This is a genomic window from Paenibacillus lactis (assembly GCF_017873605.1).
Taxonomy (GTDB): domain Bacteria; phylum Bacillota; class Bacilli; order Paenibacillales; family Paenibacillaceae; genus Paenibacillus_AQ; species Paenibacillus_AQ lactis.
The window spans coordinates 75,682-95,482 of record NZ_JAGGKI010000017.1 but is presented as its reverse complement, the minus strand read 5'-3'; the positions used below and the strand labels follow the sequence as shown (position 1 = coordinate 95,482).

Here is a 19,801-nt window from a genome sequence, read left to right as displayed (position 1 = left end):
GGGGCGAACCTTGAGGGTTCGATCCCGGCTCTACGAACCACTTTATTACAATCGATTGTCATACATCAGTTGAATTTGAATACCGAAAGGGTCTTCAATGATCCCATATGCTTTGCTAAATATATTGCTGGATAAAGGGACAATTATCCTTACACGTTCATCCATGGTCAAGCTCTTGTAAAACTTCTCAATTTCTTTTAAATCAGCACTCTGAATACAAATGGACGTATTATTTCCAACCGTATACATTTCACTGATGTCCATTGTGTCTTCCGCGATCATTATCTTTGTTTTACCGATGGTTAAAACAGAGTGAGTAATCCAATGCTTATTTTCATCAGTAAGTTGAAATGAACTGTCACGTTTTGCCATGTCTTCGTAGGTTACTAGTAGCAATTCTTGGGCATGAAAATGGCGCTTATAAAATTCGATAGCTTCTTTCGCTCTTCCGTTCATGGATAAGAATATTGCTGCTTCCAGTGTTGTACTCATAGTCATGATCTCCTTTTCGTTAATTTGTACTAACAACTTGATATATAACTGATTTGATTGTAACATTTTAAGGTATCAAAATATGACACCTTAAAAGAGGTTTATCAATAATGAATAAATCAGAACGATTAAATGACATGATCCGATACCTTAATGGCAGAGACTTCTTTCATTTGCATGATCTTATGGAGAAATATCAGATTTCAAAAAGTACAGCACTACGGGATATTAAATCTTTAGAGCAATTGGGAATGCCGATTTTTGTGGAATATGGTAGATATGGACGTTACAGAATCCTAAAAAATCGCCTGCTATCCCCAATCATGTTTACGATGGATGAATTGTATGCGTTATACTTTGCTATGTTGACACTAAAATCTTATGAATCTACACCATTTCATTTAAGCGTCGATCAACTCAATGAAAAGTTTGAAAGTTGTCTTTCTCCAAAGCAAATCGAACAAATTGAAATCATGAAGAGGGTGCTGCAATTTGAAATGAACCAGCATCATCATGAAAGTCGATTTTTGGATAAAATCTTGCAAAGCATTCTAAACGAGAGCAATTGCACGATTCAATATTCCATAAACAACGAGGAAAAATGTTACCTTGTTCAATTTTTCAAAATTTCCGCCAAGTTTGGTCAATGGTATGCGTCGGGGATTGATCTTACAACGAATCAATATAGAGTATTCCGATGTGATCGAGTTACTGATATGGTGGAAGAAAGTACGAAATCTCCTTTTACGATTGATGATCTACTGAATCGTTCGCTAGAACTTTATCGTTCCGAGTTCAGTATTGACTTTGAGGTAGAAATTGAAGAAGATGCACAAGATATTTTTTATAAAGAACATTACCCTTCTATGAAAATTGACAGCGGTAATAGAACCGTTATCAGGGGGTTTTATAATCCAGGAGAAGAAGCGTTCATCGCCGATTTTTTCATGAAATTTGGTAATCAAGTTATATCTGTGAAACCTGAATCTTTACGTGAACTGATCAAGGAACGAATAGAGAAACTGTTAAGTCATTACAAATTTGTTTTGGGACAGTGAAACCGATTATAGTAGGAGAGGCTTCGCTGGCAGTGTAGAGGTCAGGAGTTCGATCCCACTTGGTTCCACCATACATACAACTAACGAAACAGCAGAGATGCCGTTTTTTGTTGAGCGCTATGAGAATTTGAATTTAATTGATGAAGAAGAATTCAACAATATGTTAAAGTAAAAAAGAAAGTTCAGAATGGTCAAGATGGTGTGCTTACTGAAAAAGTGGCACACCTCTTATATTTAATTCATGTTTTAATAAATGAGAGCAATATTATTTATTGCAAAGTTCATTTAAGTGGTGTGTAATAATTTGTTCCGTTTTTTCAATTGTGAATATATCCGGTCTTAAAAGAGCATGAATGGATAAGCCTTCAATGATGACGGCAAGTCTTAACGTTTCAATTTCAATATTTATAGTTTTGTTTATATAGCCTGCTTTTATTAATATTTCAAGCAGTGCTTCCATTAAAATATATTCTCCTTCAGTGAGTTCATCTTTTTTTGCGTTCAAAGCCGCACTAGTAAGTGAGCGGATGGCGAAAACTAACCAAACGCCCGTTTCAGTTTGTTTATCCTGATTCACCGGAACTAATTCTAACAACGTTTCGCGTACCGCATTAAGAGGGTTTGTTGACCAGGATATATTTTCCGATCGTTCTCTACCGCGAGCAAGAAAATATTCCATGATAAATAAGAGTAATTCATCTTGGTTTGAGAAATAATGTCTTAGTGCTCCGGTAGACATTCCAGCCTCAGATGCGATTCTGCGAATAGATGCTCGTTCAATGCCTTCCGTTTCGATAATTTTCCAAGCCGTTTCAGCAATGATCTTCCTTTTATGATCATGATCAACGATTTTTGGCACTTAAATCACCTCTTGCTTTTATTTCGCACACTGTGTTATTATCATTTTATCACAGTGTGCGAAATAAATAAATAAGGAGGATGTTGAGGTGCTTGAAATCATTGAATCATTAATTCCTACCAACATAGATTTCACAACAGCACTCCTCATTATTGTGCTCTGTGCTTTCATTGACATTTTAAGCCCCGGGGTATTGGCCATCACAGCTTATATCCTTCTAATACAAAGAGGAAAATTGGCATCGCGTTTGATGTTTTTTTTAATATCCACACAATTTTGCTATTTTATGATGGGTATCTTGGTTTACCTGGGAGTTGGGCAGATAATTGGTTTTATAGAAAGCATGTCCCGCAGTCAAATTTCAAGCTGGTTTTATACGATACTTGGCGCCATCCTTGTACTGATCAGCTTTTATAAGCCTAAGAAAAAAATGGAATCCCGATTTTTGGAATGGTTACCTGCGCAAGTGTCTATAAGAGCGATGATCATACTCGGAATTATTGTATTTGCGATTGAGTTTACCACAGCTTTACCGTATTTTTACTCGATATTATTAATGGATGGTTTAGCGTTTAACACGGGTTTGTCCATAATCATTTTAATTGGCTATAACGTGATTATGGTGCTTCCTTCAATTTTACTCTTGATCGTGTTTATACTATATAAAAATTGGATAATGAATAAGCTTGAACAACTGCGAACAAAAATAGTAAAAGCTCCGTTGTCTTCTGTATTAGTCGGAGCAGCAGTTATTGGAGCGATTTTGTTCAATATTGGAATCAGGGGAATTCTAACTTGATATTCTTTATTAAAAAGGAGATGTAGCGTTATGAAAGAGATTGCAAGCGGTGCAAGTCTGCTTCTATTGATTCAAGGAGTTGGAGGTATCATTAACCGATTGGCAGGCGGGGGACCGAGTTGGTTTCTCGTCAATTACATCGAGGCATTGCAAGGATATGAAATTATTGCCAGTATAATTTTAGTGATATTGGGAGCAATTATTGGTGTGGGTTCTCTAAAAATAAAAGGTAAAGATGACTAGCCTATTATCTCTTCAAGACCTCATAGTTATTGAATCACCACAACATGGATGTAACATCCCTTAAGGCATTAGCGAAACCTAACCGGTTAGCTATCATTGAATTATTATGGGAACCCCCTCTAACAGTTTAATGTCCTCCCACTATAAATTAATGTTTTCTTTCATTTGCTCACGATTTCTTAGGTTTTCAACTTCGACTTTTTTGAGAGATGGCGATATTATGTTGGTATGACATGTTTTTCTGGCCGAGCCGGTTGCGGGAATAAAGCTTGGAACTCAATTTCCAATCTATGGATAACGATGGTATGTCCGCACCTTGGATATCCACACCATTCCCTTGAAGGCTTACCCTCCCATGTCACACTGGGTCTTAGCCCTCACATTGCTTCGTCCTGCCTCTCAAGGGGTGGACGCCGCTTCTTGCTCCTTGACTGGGTCGTTGCCCTTATGGAATAATTCCTTGCGGCTGCTCCGTGCTTCCGTTGTCGTTGTATAAAACCTACTTTTTCGTTGGCAAATGAATGAAGTTCGAATCTGGTTTTATGCTGCCATCTGAAGCTGGGACTGGCGTACCGGCCCCAGTACACATTCCAAGACCCAGCATACAGGAATGGCTCCTTATAAAAATATTTCAATCAAACGTTGCTCTTCCGCCATTCTTCTTGATTTAATTCCCCGTTTATTGCAGCTGCGGATACAGCACCTGAAGCAGCTGCAATAATAGATTGGTGTAAGTGTGTAGTTGCATCCCCTGCTGCATAAACACCAGGTACACTAGTTTTTCCAAACTCATCGACTTCAATGATTCCAGTATCCAACATCCGGCAACCAAGGGCAACTGGCAAATCCGATCCAAGTTCCAATTCCGGCTTGAAGAAAATCCCTGTGCACGAAATTTCCGTCCCATCCTCAAGCTTGATATGGCTTACCATGCCTTGATTTGATTGGATTGAATGTATTGGTGCATTAAATACCGGGATATTATGTGCGCGCAATTCTTCACGTTCCGCTTCACTCAATTCATCGAGACCATTTGTACAAACTACTAACTGCTTCGACCACCCAGAAAGCAATGGGACAAAATGCATTAATGTCGCTCCTCTGTTTATGACAACTAATTGCTGATCCCTTAGTTCCCAGCCATCACAATACGGGCATACAAACGCACTCTTACCATAGACCTCCGCCAACCCTGGTATACCAAGATCACGATCCTTCATTCCGATAGCAAACAGCAGTTTTCTAGTGGCTATCTTCACCCCCGAAACAGTTTCCAACAAAAATTGTCCATCTTCCCCTTCTATCAACTTGACGATATCTTCCAGATGTGAAACCGATGGATAAGTGCGAAGCTGTTCTTTAGCAATATTTCGAAAGTCATGTGGGCTAATGCCATCACGTGTTAAAAAACCATGAGCCTCTCTAGTCACTGCATTACGCGGTTGGCCCTCATCAATAATCAATGTCTTCTTTCTAGCACGTCCTAGCACAAGTCCAGCACTTAAACCTGCAGGACCTCCTCCAATAATAACAACATCAACTTCCTTCATGATTAACTCCCTTCCACTTTAGTTTAACTTTCCATAGGTGAAGTGATTACTCAGTATGATGCATGGGCTTATTTCTAAATGGCAAATCTACGGCGTAAACTCGATTTGTCATTTTCTGCATATTTCATTCTAGACTTAACTTTTATTAAATAGTCTATCCAATTTCAAGTAATCTAACATGTACTTTGCAAGTGTTATGACTGAAAAAATCAACATTAAAATTAATGTGATTGAAGCGCCGGGTGGTGTACCCAATTCATAAGAAGCGACTAAACCACTTAACATGCCAACAAGCGCAATGACCATTCCATTTAATATGATAAGTGTTGTTTTTCAAAGGCAAACACAATCAAAGTACACGCCTCTTTCTTCATCCGCCTGAATATCATGCCCATCTGGATCAAAAATTCCCGCTCTTCCGGAACCGCCATTGTTTCGTACAACGCGTCCCTTATGCGGGAACTCATCGGATGTAGGCGCTTTGGTTGATTCATCCTCATGAATAATTAAACATGCTTTGCTCTTCTAACTGAATGAGCACTTTGCCGAAGCGCCCTCCTTGTTTGATTGGGATCGTTTTTCCAGGATAAGTTTGATCCAGATAATCTTCAATGATGGCCTGCGTATTCTCATCTACTGGATAATTGTAAAAGTTAAGCCAATGTAAAACCTCTTGAATGGCTTCCGCACGAGACACAACCCTGGCTTTCATTTCTTTTGTGACGAGTGAATGAAAGGCGTACCCTTTTAGATAAAGCAGCTGTAGCAAATACATCATCTCGGAGTTTTGATGCTTGTTGTATGAATGGTTTAACAGCGGTAATATTTCAAGGGTGAGGCTGTGTTCTTTAGGACCTGCTGCCAAGCTGATATAACAAAATTTTCGAGCGCAGCTGATCACTTTCTCCACCATCTCCCAGTCTGTGATCGCTGGGCACATTGACACAAAGACAAAATCAAAAGCTTGGTTCCAGCCTAATGTCTTCGTATCCATATCTTCAAAGGCTGCGCGCACGATCTTTACCTTACCGTCGGCCCATTTTTGATTGTTGTGCTCCAATAGTTCTGTGAACGGAAGCGACGGCTCAACGGCGGTCACATCTGCTCCTCTTTGCGCAAAGGGAATAGAAAATATTCCAGAGGCCGCTCCGATGTCGAGGACAGAGGCGCCATTAAAATTTACGCCTTGATTTTCCAACCAGCCGATAATACGTGCTGACCGTCTTCTTCCTTCATCGTTGAACGATTGCTCATTGTAGTTTTGTGCCGCGATGGCGCCAAAAGTGAATCTCGGCTCGATCCCTGCTGATTTCATCAAGTTTACACCTGTCGTTTGGTCGTCCTTCCAAGCTTTTTCCCAAGCAGCTTCGTTGCGTAACATTTCGATCATCTAGCTTAACACCTCATTTCTTAATGTAAAATGTAAATGGATTTCAGCTTAAGCCTCAAGCTGTTCTCATTCCCCTTCTAACTCTCCTTCAAGCTCAAGGTATTTTTGCCGCAGCTGATTCAGAACTTGTTCATCCGGTGTCCAGTACCCTCGCTGCTCGCTTTCCAGCAATGTTTCGATCATCGCATGGTAAGCCCAGCGGTTGTTGTCCTGTAGCTTCTGACCAAGCTCTTCATCAGCCACATAGACGTCATGCAGACGATCGAATACCCAAGGTTCTACTTTTCCAGTCGTGGCTGCAAGTCCCAGTACATACTCGAATCGGCTGGCCATTACTTTTGCGCCATGATAAGGATGCTTCAAGAGATCGTTGATCCATTTCGGGTTAGTTAAGCGAGTCCTTACTCCGCGTGCAATCGCATGTTCAGCAGATTCTGTCTTGATTTGCTCCCCTGTCGTATCCGTAATATGAATGTCTGCTTTACGACCTTTCATCACTTCCACAGACTTTGCCAAGCCGCCAAAATACTCATAATAGTGGTCAGAATCCGTTACTTCCCATTCATGACTGCTGCGAATTTGCGACACAATATCCACCTCCAGCATATGTGACCGGTACAATTCCGGCTCCGCCTGTCCTCGCGCTAGTGCGCTGTATACATGCTGCTGGCTGTCCGTGTATGCCGCTCCGAGCTCAGACTCCTCGTTCCATAGCTTCGTCTCGATCATCCGCGTCACCGTCGTGCCATACTCTCCTTCTGCCGGGCCGAAGATGCGGGCGCAAGCTAAGTCATGCGCTTGACTTGCCTCATATCCAGCAGCAAGCAGCTCCTCCTCCATGCTTCGTGTATGAGCCTTGAACCAATTGAGCTCATCAGGTTCATCCAGCTCCGAAACCTTGCGGAATAGGTCATGTAATTCTTCCAGCAAATTCGGAAACAAATCGCGAAAAACCCCAGTAATATGCACCATGACGTTCAAGCGCGGTCGGCCTAATTCCGCAAGCGGGATCACTTCATATTCTGTACGGAACGTTCCGACTCCCCCGCCAATGCGAACCCCCATATAATGCAGGATTTGCCCAATGGTTTCCCCTTGTGTGCGCGACGTCTCAATCCCCCAGAGGATGACCGCCGTCGTGTGCGGGTAGTCCCCGTGCTGCTCGCGATATTGCTGTATGGAGTTTTCGGCGACAATCGCCCCCCGTTCAGCAGCTGTACGGCTGGGCACTAAGCGGGGATCGAATTGGTACAGATTGCGTCCGGTCGGCAATATTTCAGGTGTTCGCAGCACGTCACCAGCGAGCTTAGCTGGAACGTACCGGCCTTCCAACGCCCGCATCAGCCCTTCTGCTTCCTCATTTTGCAATGATCTTAGGTAAGCTTCGTAACCGTACTCGAGCGAAGCTTCCAACTGCTTAAGCCAATCTGGATGTTCACTCTTATACATGTCCGGGATTGCCTTGTTTGACACATAAGCGGTCACTAACGCATTCGCTTCCTCATCGAGCTGGCGCAGCAAGCTCACATGCTTGCCCGAAGTTAGCGCATCCGCCCGAACGCCTTGACGTTCAGCGAGCAGTCCGCGAATTGAGCGAATATTTCCCCGCTCGTGGCGAAGCACGAATTGCATATGGTTCAAAGCGACTTCAGGAGAATAGCTGTCGCCAAGCACATGCAGTCCACTAGGGATGAGCGAACGCTGCATGCGATAGAGCTCCTCCTCCATGTGTTCTACGGTCTCCGCGGAGAAGTCAAGCGACTTCGCTACCGCCTGCAGCTCTTGTAGAATCGCCTCACATCGTTCCGGCGCGAGCTGCTTCGCTTCACGATATTCGTGCAGCAAGGCTTCAAGCTCACGCCATTCGCCATACAGCTCAGCTTCAGTAAAAGCCGGCGCCTGATAGCCGATCAATACGGCATGGCTGCGCCGCTTGGCGATCATCGCTTCGGACGGATTCCCTACGTAATAGTAGTACAAATTTGGCAAATCCCCGAGTAAGTCATCCGGTACACAGTCCCCAGACAGAGCGGCCTCTTTCCCCCGCTGAAACTCTAAGGTGCCGTGTGTCCCGATATGGACGATGGCATCCGCTTGAAACTGTTCACGAATCCATTGATAAAACGCAGTATATTGATGCGTAGGTAGTAACGAACGATCGTGCAGTGACTTCTCTGGATCCTCATGGATACCGCGTGAAGGTTGCAGGCCGATAAACACTTGGCCGATCATTAGACCGGGTATGAGAAAGGAGCCGTTGTCCGTCATGATGTCACCAGGCGGCTGACCCCAGCGGCTTATCGCTTCTTCTCCCCATGAACGACCGGATAGCTTCTGTGTGAAATGGGGATCCGCATAACGGATCAACTGACTCGAAGCTTGAGGATCAGACCATTTTGCGGAATTGACTAGACCGCCCTCTATAAATCTGGCACGCAGCTCCGCCGCTGACAGTTCCTCGGTATGATATCCTTGCTGCTTCAGCCAGCTCAATAAACGTGCTATCGATTCGAATGTATCCAAGAAGGAACCGCCGAACACCGTTCCTTCGCCTGGCGGATAATTGTAGCCAATGAGCGCCAGCTTCTTCTCTGCATTGGGCTTGCTCCGCAGGGCAAGCCAGCGGCGGATGCGATCTGTCAAGCGTTTTGTCCGTTCAGGGATAAGTGCAAGTCGCTTTAGCGGAACGTTTAGCTCGGCGTCTTCTCCTTCTTCCTGCAGTGCCGCTATCGGAAACATCTCCACGCTCCCGTCAAGCTCCGGAAGCATGACCTGAACGAGTAGCAACGAAGGCTCAAGTCCACTCGCAGACTGTCTCCATTCTTGTTCCGTTCTACTGTTCAACAATAGCGGATGCAGCATCGGCACATCGAGCTGTTCCAGCATCTGCACAGCCCCGTCCTGATTTCCTCCGCCGGGACCAATCCCAAGTCGGAAAGGCAGCAGGTTCACGATAAGGTCGACTTGGTGACCGTCGCCAAGTAGCAACTCGCGCAGACGGTCGAGCGGAATGTTCATCACTGAAGGAAACGCGATCGGCATGACGTTCACGAAAGCCTCCAATTGTTCCTTAAGCTGCGCAATACATTCTGCGGTATCGAGCGGATTGCTATTCCCAAGATATAAAATCGCGACATTCGGCCGACCTTCGTCGTAGCGATTGCTTTGCCGGTAGCTGGCTGCAGACGAGTAAACCGTGCGACTGCTCGGCTCCATAATCGTTAACTCCCGAACATATACCGGCTCCTTAGGCTCCGGCAACAGATGGCAGCCGCCGTATTCACGGCCTGCCAGACAAAGCAGGCCGAGCAAATTGTCAGTACCTCCGCCCCGCCAATATTCGGTAAATCGAACGTAGTGTTCATAATCCGCCTTACCCTCATCCATTCCTTCTAGCGGCAAGGACGTTGCCGCATGTGTATGCCCTTCTTGTCTAGGCAAATTTGCAAAGGTCAGACTGCCTAGCCTGAGCAGCGAAGCGATCTCAGCGGAGTTGCCGCCAAGCGGAACGATATGAGCCGTCCCTTTGCTTAGCAGGCTACTCAACCATTCGACAACGTCCTGGCGGACGCCATGTGCATCGAAGATGACAAGGTCAGCTCCAACAAGCGTGGCTTCCACGTCCTCAAGCTCGTCGATCTTCCGATTCCCTAAATCGATGATGGTCAGATGCAGCTGATTTTTCTGATTTTGATCAAGCAATTGATATGCTTCAGACAAATGCGACAACGTCGTTTCCCCGTTTGTGAGTATGGATAGCTTCAACGCGCCATCCTCCTTTCCGTAATCCATAAATCATTATTTTTAGATCAACGTCCGTACAGCTCGTTCGATACTCCCAGCCTCCAATTGTTCTAACCGGTAATACCGCGCTTGCATCGCTTCCGCCAGCTTGCGGGCATAGCCGAATCGTACTACACCATCCTCCGTATCGATCACAAGTGTGCGTATGCCAGCCGCTGCGATGCGTTGTGCAGCTTGCAGGCTTTCCTGCCATGGATCACCTGCCGCTTCTGCGCTGACGTTCGCCTTTCCATCGGTCATGACGATCATCGCGGGGATGAGTCCACTTCTTCTATTTAACAAAGGGCGGATCGCCATAAGTCCCTTTTCCAGTCCAATACCTAGCGGAGTTTTCCCGCCAGCTGGCAGCGTCCTCAATTTGCGTTCCGCGAGCTCTACACTGCGTGTCAACCCGAGCAGCAATTCAGCTTGTTGATCGCGAAAGGCAATCAAGCCCACATGGTCACGCTGCCGGTACGCATCACGAAGTAAAGACAATACCGCACCTTTGACAGCCTTCATTCTCTTATTTGCATTCATCGAACCGCTGGCATCGACGACGAATAGCAAAGCAGTTCCTGTCTTGTTTTCCCTAACCTTCACACGCACATCACTCGGCTCAATCCATAGCTTTAAGTTCGTGTTATATGAACTTGATTGTTGCTTACGTATCCGCTGAAAGGGAGCCGCCATACGAAGCGTGGCATCAAACGCAATGTCTCTTAGAGGGCCGCGTGGCATCGCAGCCCGCACATATCGACCGTTTACCGTTCCTACTGACGCTTGATTTCGTTTCCCAGTTTGCGCTTGTTTCATTGGATGCGGCGAGGTAAAGACGAATGGCTGCACAGCGATTTCCCGTCCAACGGCTTCCACTACAGCCCGCGCCTCTGAGGAAAGAGATTGTCTACTATCGGCTTCGCCGTTGTGGTCGCCCCCAAGTTGTGCAGGCGAAGCGAATTGTGACCGGTCAACTTGCTCGCCGTTTGTCGCATTATTCTCTCCTTCCGCTTGGCTTTCTCTTTGGCTTTCCTTATCGCGATGCGATCCTGGTGATGGATGATCGCCATTCGAATCATGCTTCGTTTGCTCTTGATCCGGCAAGTCTCCAGGCGACTTCCCTCGCGACACTTCCGGTTGAGATGCTGCACGCATCCGGTGCGGCAGCACAAAGCCCGCCGCTTCTTGCAGATGTTCCTGTGTCGTCTCGCTAAGACCCTCCCAAGCTGTGATCGTACGGACCGCTTCGATCAGCAGGATGTCCGCGCGGTGTCCCAGACAGCCAGCTTCCTCAGCGATTTCGGCAGCCAAACGTAGCAGCTCTCCATCAATATGTACAGCAGGCAGCCGAGTCCTAGCCGCTGCGATACGTGCTCTCAATTCCTTCGTTTCCGATTCATAAGCTAGGCGAAACGACTCAGGATCTTGTTCGAAGGCGAGCAAGCGGCTTGCGATTTCCGTTCGCTCCGCAAGGTCCGCCGAGGTTTCCAGTCGCACATATAGCCCGCAGCGATCAAACATCGCCGGCAGCGGCTTCCTATCGTCCGGACTCATAGCTGCGAACAAGCAGAATGCTGCACTGTCAAGGCCACTTCTTCGCTCAGAGCTCTTGCGGACATGCCCATGCGCGGGCTCGCCCGCCACATTGTCGCCAGCAGTCAGGACCGCTTTCATTAACCTTTCGGGCATGATATGCGCATTGTCTACCGTGACGATGTGCCCATCCGCAGCTGCAAGCAAGCCGGGTACAAACGTTCGTTTGCCGCTGCGGACAGCAGCTGCCATATCCCAGTCGCCCCAAAGCCGTTCCTCATCCACGTTCAAAGGAATGTTAATGACGTTAAGTTCCGGCAGAAGCTCTGTAACACCATGGATGAGCGTGGACTTCGCCGTTCCTGGTGGGCCTGCCAGCAGCACCCCCTTTAATCCCGGATTTACAGCATGAAGCAGCAGCGCCTTTTGCGCACGTTCTTGACCGACTACAGCACAGAACGGATACAAGTGAGGCTTAACTTGCATGGGTGACCTCGGACAGAAGGTCGCCGAGCAGCTCGCGTATCGTCTCGTGGTCATATGCTCCCTCTTCGAACGGCCGCTTGCGCATGCGATGCGGCATCACCATCATCGCCGCTTCTACCATATCGTCTGCCACGATCTGCGTTCTTCCCTGGAATGCAGCCATCGCCATGGCGGTTTTCATTAACATGATATCCGCACGATGTCCGTCTACCTTCAGCCGAATGCCGACTGCGGCGGTCCATTTCAGTAACTCCTCGGACGGTTTGATCTGCTCGAGCAGCTGACGCGCTCGTTCTATCCGTTCCCGAAGCTCTAGTTGTTGCGGCTCATAACGTCTTCGGAATTCGTCTGGATCTGCTTCGAATGCTAGGCGCCGGCGAATGACCTCCATTCGGCTCTCCACATCTCGTTCCCCATTCACCTCTACTGAAAGCGCGAAGCGATCCAGCAGCTGCGGCCGCAGCTCCCCTTCCTCCGGGTTCATCGTACCGATCAAGATAAAGCGGCTCGGATGCGAGTAGGAGACGCCTTCTCGCTCAACGGTGTTCACCCCCATGGCTGCTGCGTCGAGCAGCGCATCGACGATCGCATCATCGAGTAGATTGATTTCATCCACGTACAAAATATGTCCATGCGCCTTCGCTAACAGTCCCGGCTCGAACTTTTTCTCTCCTTCTCGAATCGCATGCTCGATATCCAATGTGCCGACGACGCGATCCTCCGTAGCATATACGGGCAAATTCACGACGCTCAGCTCCGGCATTAAGTCCGCGATTGCGCGTACGGCCGTCGATTTGGCTGTGCCTTTCTCCCCGCGGATCAAGATGCCGCCGAGCTTCCGATTGACAAGATTAAGCAGCAGCCCTTTGCGCATCAAGTCCTGTCCGACGATTGCCGCGAATGGATATACGTCTGCTTTCCCCTCCATGTTGATCCTCTCCTTTGTAAATGTTTTCTATTAAGTGAACTGAACAAGGCAAAATCTGCACATATACACGAAATCAAGACATTCGTTATTTGACTGCCGCGATTGCGGGTTGAGCTGAGAAATCCACCGCTTCAAGCAGCCCTTCGATATGGCAATGCATGCGACCGCTTCGATCATCCCTTCCTACGCTCCCTCTCACACCGAACACATCGCGCAGCATGCGATCGGTGATGACTTGCTCCGGCGGTCCGCTGGCATACATTTCGCCAGCTCGCATCACCAACAATTCATCGGAGCAAGCTGCAGCATGGTTGAGATCGTGCAGGACCATGACGATCGTAATGCTATATTTGCGATTCAGATCGTGGACTAGCTCCATAACCTCCCACTGGTGATTGACATCGAGATAGGTCGTCGGTTCATCTAATAAGATTAGCCCCGATTGCTGTGCCAAGGTCATGGCAATCCATACGCGTTGCCGTTCTCCGCCGGATAAGTTAGACAGCTTTCGCTCCGCGAAGGGTAGCGTTCCGGTCTGAGCCATGGCCCATTCGACAATCTTCTCGTCTTCCTTGCGCTTTGCGCCCCATACAGGCTGATGAGGAAAACGTCCGTAACTGACCAGCGAACGCACGGACACGTCCGGCAGAGATGCTTGACTTTGCTGAAGCATTGCCATATGCCGTGCCAACTGCCGACGGGGATAGCTGTCGAGCAGTCTGCCTTGCAAGAGCACCTTTCCTTGCGCAGGCTTTAATTGACCGGCGCAAGTTTTGAGCAAGGTGCTTTTGCCGCTGCCATTCGGACCGATAATGCTGTAAATTTTTCCGACCTCCACCTGCCAATTCAGCGAATCCAGCACCGTACGGTTGTGAAGCCTCACGGACACGTCTTCCAAGCGTAACAACGTCATCTCGCTTCCCTCCTTAGCAAATATAGAAAGAACGGCGCCCCCAAAGCTCCCATCATAATGCCGACCGGCAGCTCCAAAGGAGCAAACATCAAGCGGGCGAGTGTATCGCAAAATGTCACAACGGCCGCTCCAAGCAGCACGGATGCAGGAAGTAAGAACCGATAATCACTGCCGATCAGCAAGCGGGCTGAATGCGGAACGATCAGACCGACGAAGCCGAGCAGGCCGACGACGCTGACCGCGCTTGCGGCAAGCAAGGTAGCGAGCGCCGTCAGGAAGAAGCGAGCTGCTTCCACCGACAAGCCGAGGCCGCGTGCATTGGAATCGCCAAGGGCAAGTATATTCAAATGCGAGCTGCCAATGAACGCCAGGCTCATGCCAATGAGCGAATAAGGGAGAATGATTTCAAGCTCTGGCCAGCTTTTGGCGGACAAGCCGCCAACCATAAACACGAGGGCACCGTTCACCCGATCGCTGAAGAAAATTAACAATGCGGAGATGCCAGAGCCGAGAAAGGCGGACACGGCCACGCCTGCAAGTATTAGGCGCACCGGCTGTACACCGTCCTTCCAGGCAAGCAAATAAATGATGGCGGCAGCTCCGGAAGCGCCAAGAAAAGCGATAGGTGTCAGCATCGACCATAGATGTGGAAATAAAATGAGAACGATGATGCCGAATAATCCTGCTCCAGATGACACGCCGATGATGTGCGGATCTGCCAGCGAGTTCCGCATCACGCCTTGCAAGAGTGCACCGGACAGTGCCAGATTAGCTCCAACGAGCGTGCCCACTAACGTGCGAGGCAGCCGAATGTTCCACACAATTTCCTTCATTGGACCGTCATAACCGTGAAAGACATATAACCAAATCTCTGACAAAGAAATGCGGACTGCTCCGGTACCGATGCTGAATCCAGTAGCGAGGATTACCGCAGCCGTCAAAGCGACAATGACTAGAACGCCTTTGGACATCGGAACACGGAAAGCATTAATGACCATTCTCATATGTATTCGGATAAACAAGTTTAGCCAAATATTCGACCGATTCACTTAATCGAAATCCCGGGTTTGAGAGAAACCGATCAGACGGCAAGATGACCATACGGTTTTCCTTCACCGCACGCAGCGATGTCCATGCAGGTTGGCTGGCCAGATCGGATTGAATTTTCTTCTCCCCATCTTCTCGCGCCCCGTGGATCAGAATAAAAACATAATCCGGATTTAGCTCGACGATTTTTTCCAGACTAAATGGTGCAGTCGACGGACTGTCGCTTGCTGCTTCCCATGTTTCCGCCAAATTGTTCATATGCAGCATAGTTGCGACCTCGATTCCGACGGTATCTTGCCGCTGCACAGAAAGGCTGTTAGGGGTCACGTTCAGCATGATGAAAGTTGGTGCATCACTGGCCGGTACCCGGGCAGTCCATTCACGAATTTCCTGATCCAAATCGGCAAGTGCTTCCCTAGCTTTGTTTTCCGTCCCAGAGAGCTGACCGAACAACACCGCTTTTTGTTGCAAATCTGCATATGTACTCAGATTGAACAGGGCGAACGGCACGTTACTCGCATCCAAAATCGCCGTTAACTCACGGTGAAACACCACAGAGCCGATCACGAGATCAGGCTTTAAAGCAAGTAGCTTCTCCGTATTGACGGTCGTCATTCCCCCGACTTCTTCGATTCGCTCCGCCTCATCCGGCACCGTTCCACCCGGTGATGTGGCGTGGGCAATGGCGTGACCGTCAACCGAATAAAGCAAATCCAATAGCTGCGGCGATAGGACGATGATGCGCTGTGGTTGCTCAGGCAGCCGAATCTCCCTTCCAGTGTCGTCTTCGAACGTGAGAAACGACTCCCTTTCCTCCGCATCATGAACAGATACAGGTCTAGACTCCGCTGACGGCGATAACTCCAATGCATCACGATTATTGTCGCTCGCAGGATTGGACGGCGCTGCACAACCGGATACGAACATAACTCCTGCTAGCAGTCCTCCGCTCCATTGGCGAAGTAAATTTTGCCGCTTGTATGCATGCATCACTTTGAACCTCCTGTCTTTTGATTCATACAACACTTCACTCAAAATAATATTAATCGTAATCATTACGATTAACTCATGCATATTGTAACAGCGCCTACTTTTATATGTCAACTACTTCGTAATGTTTACTATTAATTTTTTGAAAATCAAAAGGACTTGACGGTTACAAAGGTTCCACAAGGTTTAGGTGGGAGGATGGCAAATATGCTGTAACGCCACCTCTATCGATGCCCCACCCTTTAATGCGTAGCTTGCAAATACATGACGGAATGTATGGCTAGTAAAATCAATTAATTCGTTGTTCTTATCTCGGATATTATGCTGTTTAATCCATGGTCGCAAATGATTCTTATTCCAATTTGAATGCGAAGCCAATCCAACCGGGTAGCCTTTTTTGCTTCTATTTCTTGACAGGAACAAATATGGAAGCCCTGATTCCTTTTGTAACGGCACTGCATATTCTTTGATTTTATCCAATGCGTATACTACTAGTTGATTCGCTGGCTTTGAAACCTCTACTGGTTCGGGACTCAACTTTCCAGTTGAATAAATTAGCATCGTATCGCCGCCTACTTGCTTGATTGAGGCGCTATAAATAGTGATCAACTCACTAATACGCAGTCCCAATTGAGTCAATATATTTAACTTATAATGTTATGTATTTTTTCGATTGAAACACTTACCCTTAGGATAAGCAGGGAGGTTGTAAATCGATGTCTGATTTAAAAAAAACTGATCTGTGAAAAAATTCGTAGCATACGTAATAAAAAAAATCTGACCTTACTTCAATTAAGCCAAATAACAGGGCAACAAACCTCATATTTAACCGAAGTTGAACTTGGAAAAAGAAATTTAGCCATTGATTCATTGGAAAAAATCATGGACGCTCTTAACATAAAGCCAGGAAATCTTTTAGATTTTCGAGAAATCGATCCAGATTCTCAGGAATTTGGGACCAGAACTGTCCTTGAGGTCCACTATCAATTTCTATTAGGGAAGAAGAGCGAAGATGTAAAGATGATCCATAAGATAACAACGGAGATTTTCAAATCAATAGATGCCGCAGCGAGGTCTGAATAGCCATTTTTTATCGCCATTAACACAAAAAGAGCGTTTTCTTTTTTACACGGGATTTCGCTCTTGTAGTTTCTTTAACTGTACCTGCCAATAATCGCTTCAATAATTTGTAAGTTTTAAGAGCTGACAGTATCCCTATGCAACGCTTAGCCATGTTTTAATTTGGTCTAATGTTGCCTCACTTTTGGCTTGGTTGTAAATATATTCAATCATGTCGTGCTTTTTCTGGATACGGTAGTGATGTAACCCATCGTTTAAACTTCCTTGGCTGTCATACTGGTAATATAACGTAGAAAACATGAGCAGGGTCAAGTAACGATCAATCGCCTGAGTAGATCGAACCTGGTAACGATCCATGGCCGGTTGTACTTTCGCAGTTCGAAAATACGTTTCAATGTCCCAACGTTTGCTGTAATAGCATAGAATCTCTTCATTGCTCAGTGAAATATCCATGCTCAGAAAGGCCTTCATCAGCTTAGATTCAAAGCCATCTCCCTCTTTCCAACATAGGAGCAGGGCGGCATTTTCCAAGAGATTGAGCTTCCCTTCATAGCGATATACTCGGTAAGCGGAGGAGCCGATCGTTCTCCAGACCTTCAGCTCCTTTAAAATACCCAATTGGACAACCAACCAGCCTAGGTTATAACCAGGTTTCTGAAAATCCCGATCTCAAAAGTAAAAAAAGCGCTTGAAAACCCAAGCGCTAGGTGTTATTCATGATAAAATGGCGGCGAAATCCCTTTAAGCACTTAGTTCCAGAGATACTGCATCCGCGTATACCCGACATCCCATGCTTTCATGTCGCCCTTAATCGTGATCTTCAGCTCATCCCCCGGCTCAAGCGGAATCTTGAATAGCGAAGGGAACAGATCAGGATGAGTACGCTGAAGTTCTCCAGAATTGCTCATGATCTCCCTGTCATCCCAAGTAACACTGATACTACCGGAATAATCCGTTGGTTCGGGGCATCCGTAATCGAAGGAGAAAATCGTCTGTCCCTCAGACTTGTACGTGAACGTTCTGGAATCTCCGCCTTCAGCGCCATATAGGTTATAGCGGAGCGGTATCTTCTGTCCGTTGATTTGAATACTGTCCGGTTTGTCTCCTCCGGTGGATGAATTGCCCGAGTTGTCCGTCCATTCAGTGATCGCCACAAACGGACCCTCTACTTTAGTTGTTATTTTGTCTACCGCCGCCCCTAATCCCCATAAAGCTATAAAAAGAACCATACCCGATATAGCCGTTGCCACCAGATTGCGCCCGAGGCTCCGGTAACGGAAACCAAGCTTGTACGCCCCAAAACCGAGGGCTGCTCCAATCGAATTCTGAAGAGCGTCGTTGATATCGAAGCTGCCCAGGAATGTAAGGGCCTGGATCGTTTCCAGCACAAGAATCGCGATGAAGAATAAGATGATGAACCGGACAAAGCTGACCCGGTATAGCCATGGAATCAATATACCGAAAGGAATAAACGCAATAGTGTTCCCGAAAGCCACCATACTCATTAGGTTGGGATGCAGGAGATCAGCTGGAGACGGCAAACTAATAAAGTTCTCCGGCATGAAAATAAAGGTGTAGCTGGAAATTTGCTCCGAAGCCTCTCCTCTGCCGAAAGCGAAGAACATAAAATAAAGTACAATAATGGTATAGACAATAGTTGCGGTTAGTAAAATTTTGCGTTGTTTGACCATGCTTAACTCCTCCACTCTATTTTTCCACTTGTCACTATAACCTACTTGCCTGTTTCATGAAACCCCCACCCCTTAGCTTGATTAACTTTACTTGCCCAAATTCAGTTCTATGAAATGTAAAAAGAGACACCCTTGACTCTCTGACCAACCACTCCACGCAGAGGAGAACATGATATGTCTCATACGTTTATCACAACAAAATCATTGGAACAATCGGTCGGAACAATGGAAACTTCCGCTCCCCTGCATGATACACGCCGCTCATGCCTACTTGATGCAGGGTTTGAACCGGTGATCCGACTTATAGACGTCCGCATTACACACAAGAGCTAAGCATCGCAAGGCATGTAGAATTCAAGGCAATATCTTCACCCAGCGATTAGTTTCTGAAGTATTTGGCGAGTCATGAATGTGATCGGTCGGTCTTCGCAAATCATGTTCCAGATTTATTGTGTTATTCGCTTTTGCTTCATCCAGCAGGGCGGCCATTAACTTCTAGTATTCTTGGTAAGTCTGATCCGACCTCTTGGCTTACTTCCGCAAATTTTGAAGCAAGAAACGCCGGAATCCCCGGTTGTTCTTCATTTCACCGAATTACACTTTTCCACCTCGATCATGCGCCGGACGGAAAGTTCACGACCTTCCTCGCTCTGAAGTTCTTCACGTGCTTTTGCCTTTTAGCCAAGATAAGTCATTTCTCACTTTAATCTCGCGATTCGCTTGCGCTTTGCTGCAACGCTCCTTAAGTGGGCAACCTTCAAGTCTGCACATCGGTAGTAACGCATTTGTACTTCATACAAGCTTTCATTTTTTTGTATGCTCTCGCGCAGAAGTGAAGCGCGCATGGGCTTAATGACTGCAGGCGGCTCATTCAGGTTACAAAAGGGCGAGGGAGTGGGTATGGGTGAAGGAGTTTACGTCCGCCCTTTGAACGTCGTGTTGTACTCTTCTAACCTTTT

General features: G+C 46.8%; 18 protein-coding genes. 4 read left to right on the top strand and 14 right to left on the bottom strand.

The annotated features are described in order from the left end of the window. Positions 1 to 45 precede the first annotated feature (45 nt). The gene (locus tag J2Z18_RS24250) at positions 46 to 492 is read right to left on the bottom strand and encodes a VOC family protein (protein WP_210095481.1); all 447 of its coding nucleotides are present in this window, start codon (positions 490 to 492) and stop codon (positions 46 to 48) included. Positions 493 to 602: 110 nt separating this feature from the next. On the opposite strand from J2Z18_RS24250, the gene J2Z18_RS24245 reads away from it, so the two are divergent. Continuing rightward, positions 603 to 1,550, top strand: a complete 948-nt coding sequence (locus J2Z18_RS24245) for a helix-turn-helix transcriptional regulator (protein ID WP_210095480.1) — start codon at positions 603 to 605, stop codon at positions 1,548 to 1,550. A 265-nt stretch (positions 1,551 to 1,815) separates the two neighbouring features. Here J2Z18_RS24245 and J2Z18_RS24240 read toward each other — a convergent pair whose 3' ends face one another. Continuing rightward, positions 1,816 to 2,409: a TetR/AcrR family transcriptional regulator gene (locus tag J2Z18_RS24240; RefSeq protein ID WP_210095479.1), complete on the bottom strand. Its 594-nt coding sequence runs from the start codon at positions 2,407 to 2,409 to the stop codon at positions 1,816 to 1,818. 88 nt (positions 2,410 to 2,497) lie between these two features. Between J2Z18_RS24240 and J2Z18_RS24235 the strand changes: the two genes are divergently transcribed. Continuing rightward, positions 2,498 to 3,208, top strand: coding sequence for a GAP family protein (locus J2Z18_RS24235; RefSeq protein WP_210095478.1), 711 nt, complete (start codon positions 2,498 to 2,500; stop codon positions 3,206 to 3,208). Positions 3,209 to 3,238: 30 nt separating this feature from the next. Then, entirely contained in the window at positions 3,239 to 3,451 is a 213-nt protein-coding gene (locus J2Z18_RS24230; RefSeq protein WP_210095477.1) for a hypothetical protein, read from the top strand. Between the two features lie 635 nt (positions 3,452 to 4,086). Here the strand turns inward: J2Z18_RS24230 and J2Z18_RS24225 are convergent. From J2Z18_RS24225 to J2Z18_RS24185, 10 genes are all read right to left on the bottom strand, one after another. Then, the gene (locus tag J2Z18_RS24225; protein ID WP_210095476.1) at positions 4,087 to 5,001 is read right to left on the bottom strand and encodes an NAD(P)/FAD-dependent oxidoreductase; all 915 of its coding nucleotides are present in this window, start codon (positions 4,999 to 5,001) and stop codon (positions 4,087 to 4,089) included. A gap of 135 nt (positions 5,002 to 5,136) precedes the next feature. Then, positions 5,137 to 5,319 (bottom strand): metal ABC transporter permease, encoded by a 183-nt coding sequence (locus tag J2Z18_RS30940; RefSeq protein WP_312889672.1) that lies wholly within the window; start codon positions 5,317 to 5,319, stop codon positions 5,137 to 5,139. Positions 5,320 to 5,497: 178 nt separating this feature from the next. Beyond that, positions 5,498 to 6,391, bottom strand: coding sequence for a class I SAM-dependent methyltransferase (locus J2Z18_RS24220; RefSeq protein ID WP_210095475.1), 894 nt, complete (start codon positions 6,389 to 6,391; stop codon positions 5,498 to 5,500). Positions 6,392 to 6,457: 66 nt separating this feature from the next. Then, positions 6,458 to 10,156: a magnesium chelatase subunit H gene (gene bchH / locus J2Z18_RS24215; protein ID WP_210095474.1), complete on the bottom strand. Its 3,699-nt coding sequence runs from the start codon at positions 10,154 to 10,156 to the stop codon at positions 6,458 to 6,460. 39 nt (positions 10,157 to 10,195) lie between these two features. After that, positions 10,196 to 12,247 carry a VWA domain-containing protein gene (locus J2Z18_RS24210; RefSeq protein ID WP_083832636.1) on the bottom strand — a complete coding sequence of 684 codons (2,052 nt, stop codon included), beginning with the start codon at positions 12,245 to 12,247 and terminating at the stop codon, positions 10,196 to 10,198. Continuing rightward, entirely contained in the window at positions 12,183 to 13,121 is a 939-nt protein-coding gene (locus J2Z18_RS24205; protein WP_007130965.1) for a magnesium chelatase ATPase subunit I, read from the bottom strand. Before J2Z18_RS24205 ends, J2Z18_RS24210 begins: the two co-directional genes overlap by 65 nt. Positions 13,122 to 13,206: 85 nt before the next feature. Then, a complete protein-coding gene (locus J2Z18_RS24200; RefSeq protein WP_007130966.1) occupies positions 13,207 to 14,034 on the bottom strand; it encodes an ABC transporter ATP-binding protein in 828 nt (275 codons plus the stop codon). Continuing rightward, positions 14,031 to 15,032: a FecCD family ABC transporter permease gene (locus J2Z18_RS24195; RefSeq protein ID WP_100085244.1), complete on the bottom strand. Its 1,002-nt coding sequence runs from the start codon at positions 15,030 to 15,032 to the stop codon at positions 14,031 to 14,033. The genes J2Z18_RS24200 and J2Z18_RS24195 overlap by 4 nt, the downstream gene beginning before the upstream one ends. Further along, complete coding sequence (locus J2Z18_RS24190) at positions 15,022 to 16,137, bottom strand: ABC transporter substrate-binding protein (RefSeq protein ID WP_244152733.1); 1,116 nt, start codon at positions 16,135 to 16,137, stop codon at positions 15,022 to 15,024. Before J2Z18_RS24190 ends, J2Z18_RS24195 begins: the two co-directional genes overlap by 11 nt. A 120-nt stretch (positions 16,138 to 16,257) precedes the next feature. Beyond that, the gene (locus J2Z18_RS24185) at positions 16,258 to 16,710 is read right to left on the bottom strand and encodes a site-specific integrase (RefSeq protein ID WP_074048690.1); all 453 of its coding nucleotides are present in this window, start codon (positions 16,708 to 16,710) and stop codon (positions 16,258 to 16,260) included. 96 nt (positions 16,711 to 16,806) lie between these two features. Here J2Z18_RS24185 and J2Z18_RS31065 point away from each other — a divergent pair, with 96 nt between their 5' ends. Next, positions 16,807 to 17,154: a helix-turn-helix domain-containing protein gene (locus J2Z18_RS31065; protein ID WP_083832637.1), complete on the top strand. Its 348-nt coding sequence runs from the start codon at positions 16,807 to 16,809 to the stop codon at positions 17,152 to 17,154. Positions 17,155 to 17,286: 132 nt separating this feature from the next. Here the strand turns inward: J2Z18_RS31065 and J2Z18_RS24175 are convergent, their stop codons facing one another. Together J2Z18_RS24175 and J2Z18_RS24170 are read right to left on the bottom strand one after the other, a co-directional pair. Continuing rightward, positions 17,287 to 17,769, bottom strand: a complete 483-nt coding sequence (locus J2Z18_RS24175; protein WP_100085245.1) for a hypothetical protein — start codon at positions 17,767 to 17,769, stop codon at positions 17,287 to 17,289. A gap of 131 nt (positions 17,770 to 17,900) precedes the next feature. Next, positions 17,901 to 18,842, bottom strand: a complete 942-nt coding sequence (locus J2Z18_RS24170) for a VanZ family protein (protein WP_007130970.1) — start codon at positions 18,840 to 18,842, stop codon at positions 17,901 to 17,903. Positions 18,843 to 19,801: the final 959 nt, after the last annotated feature.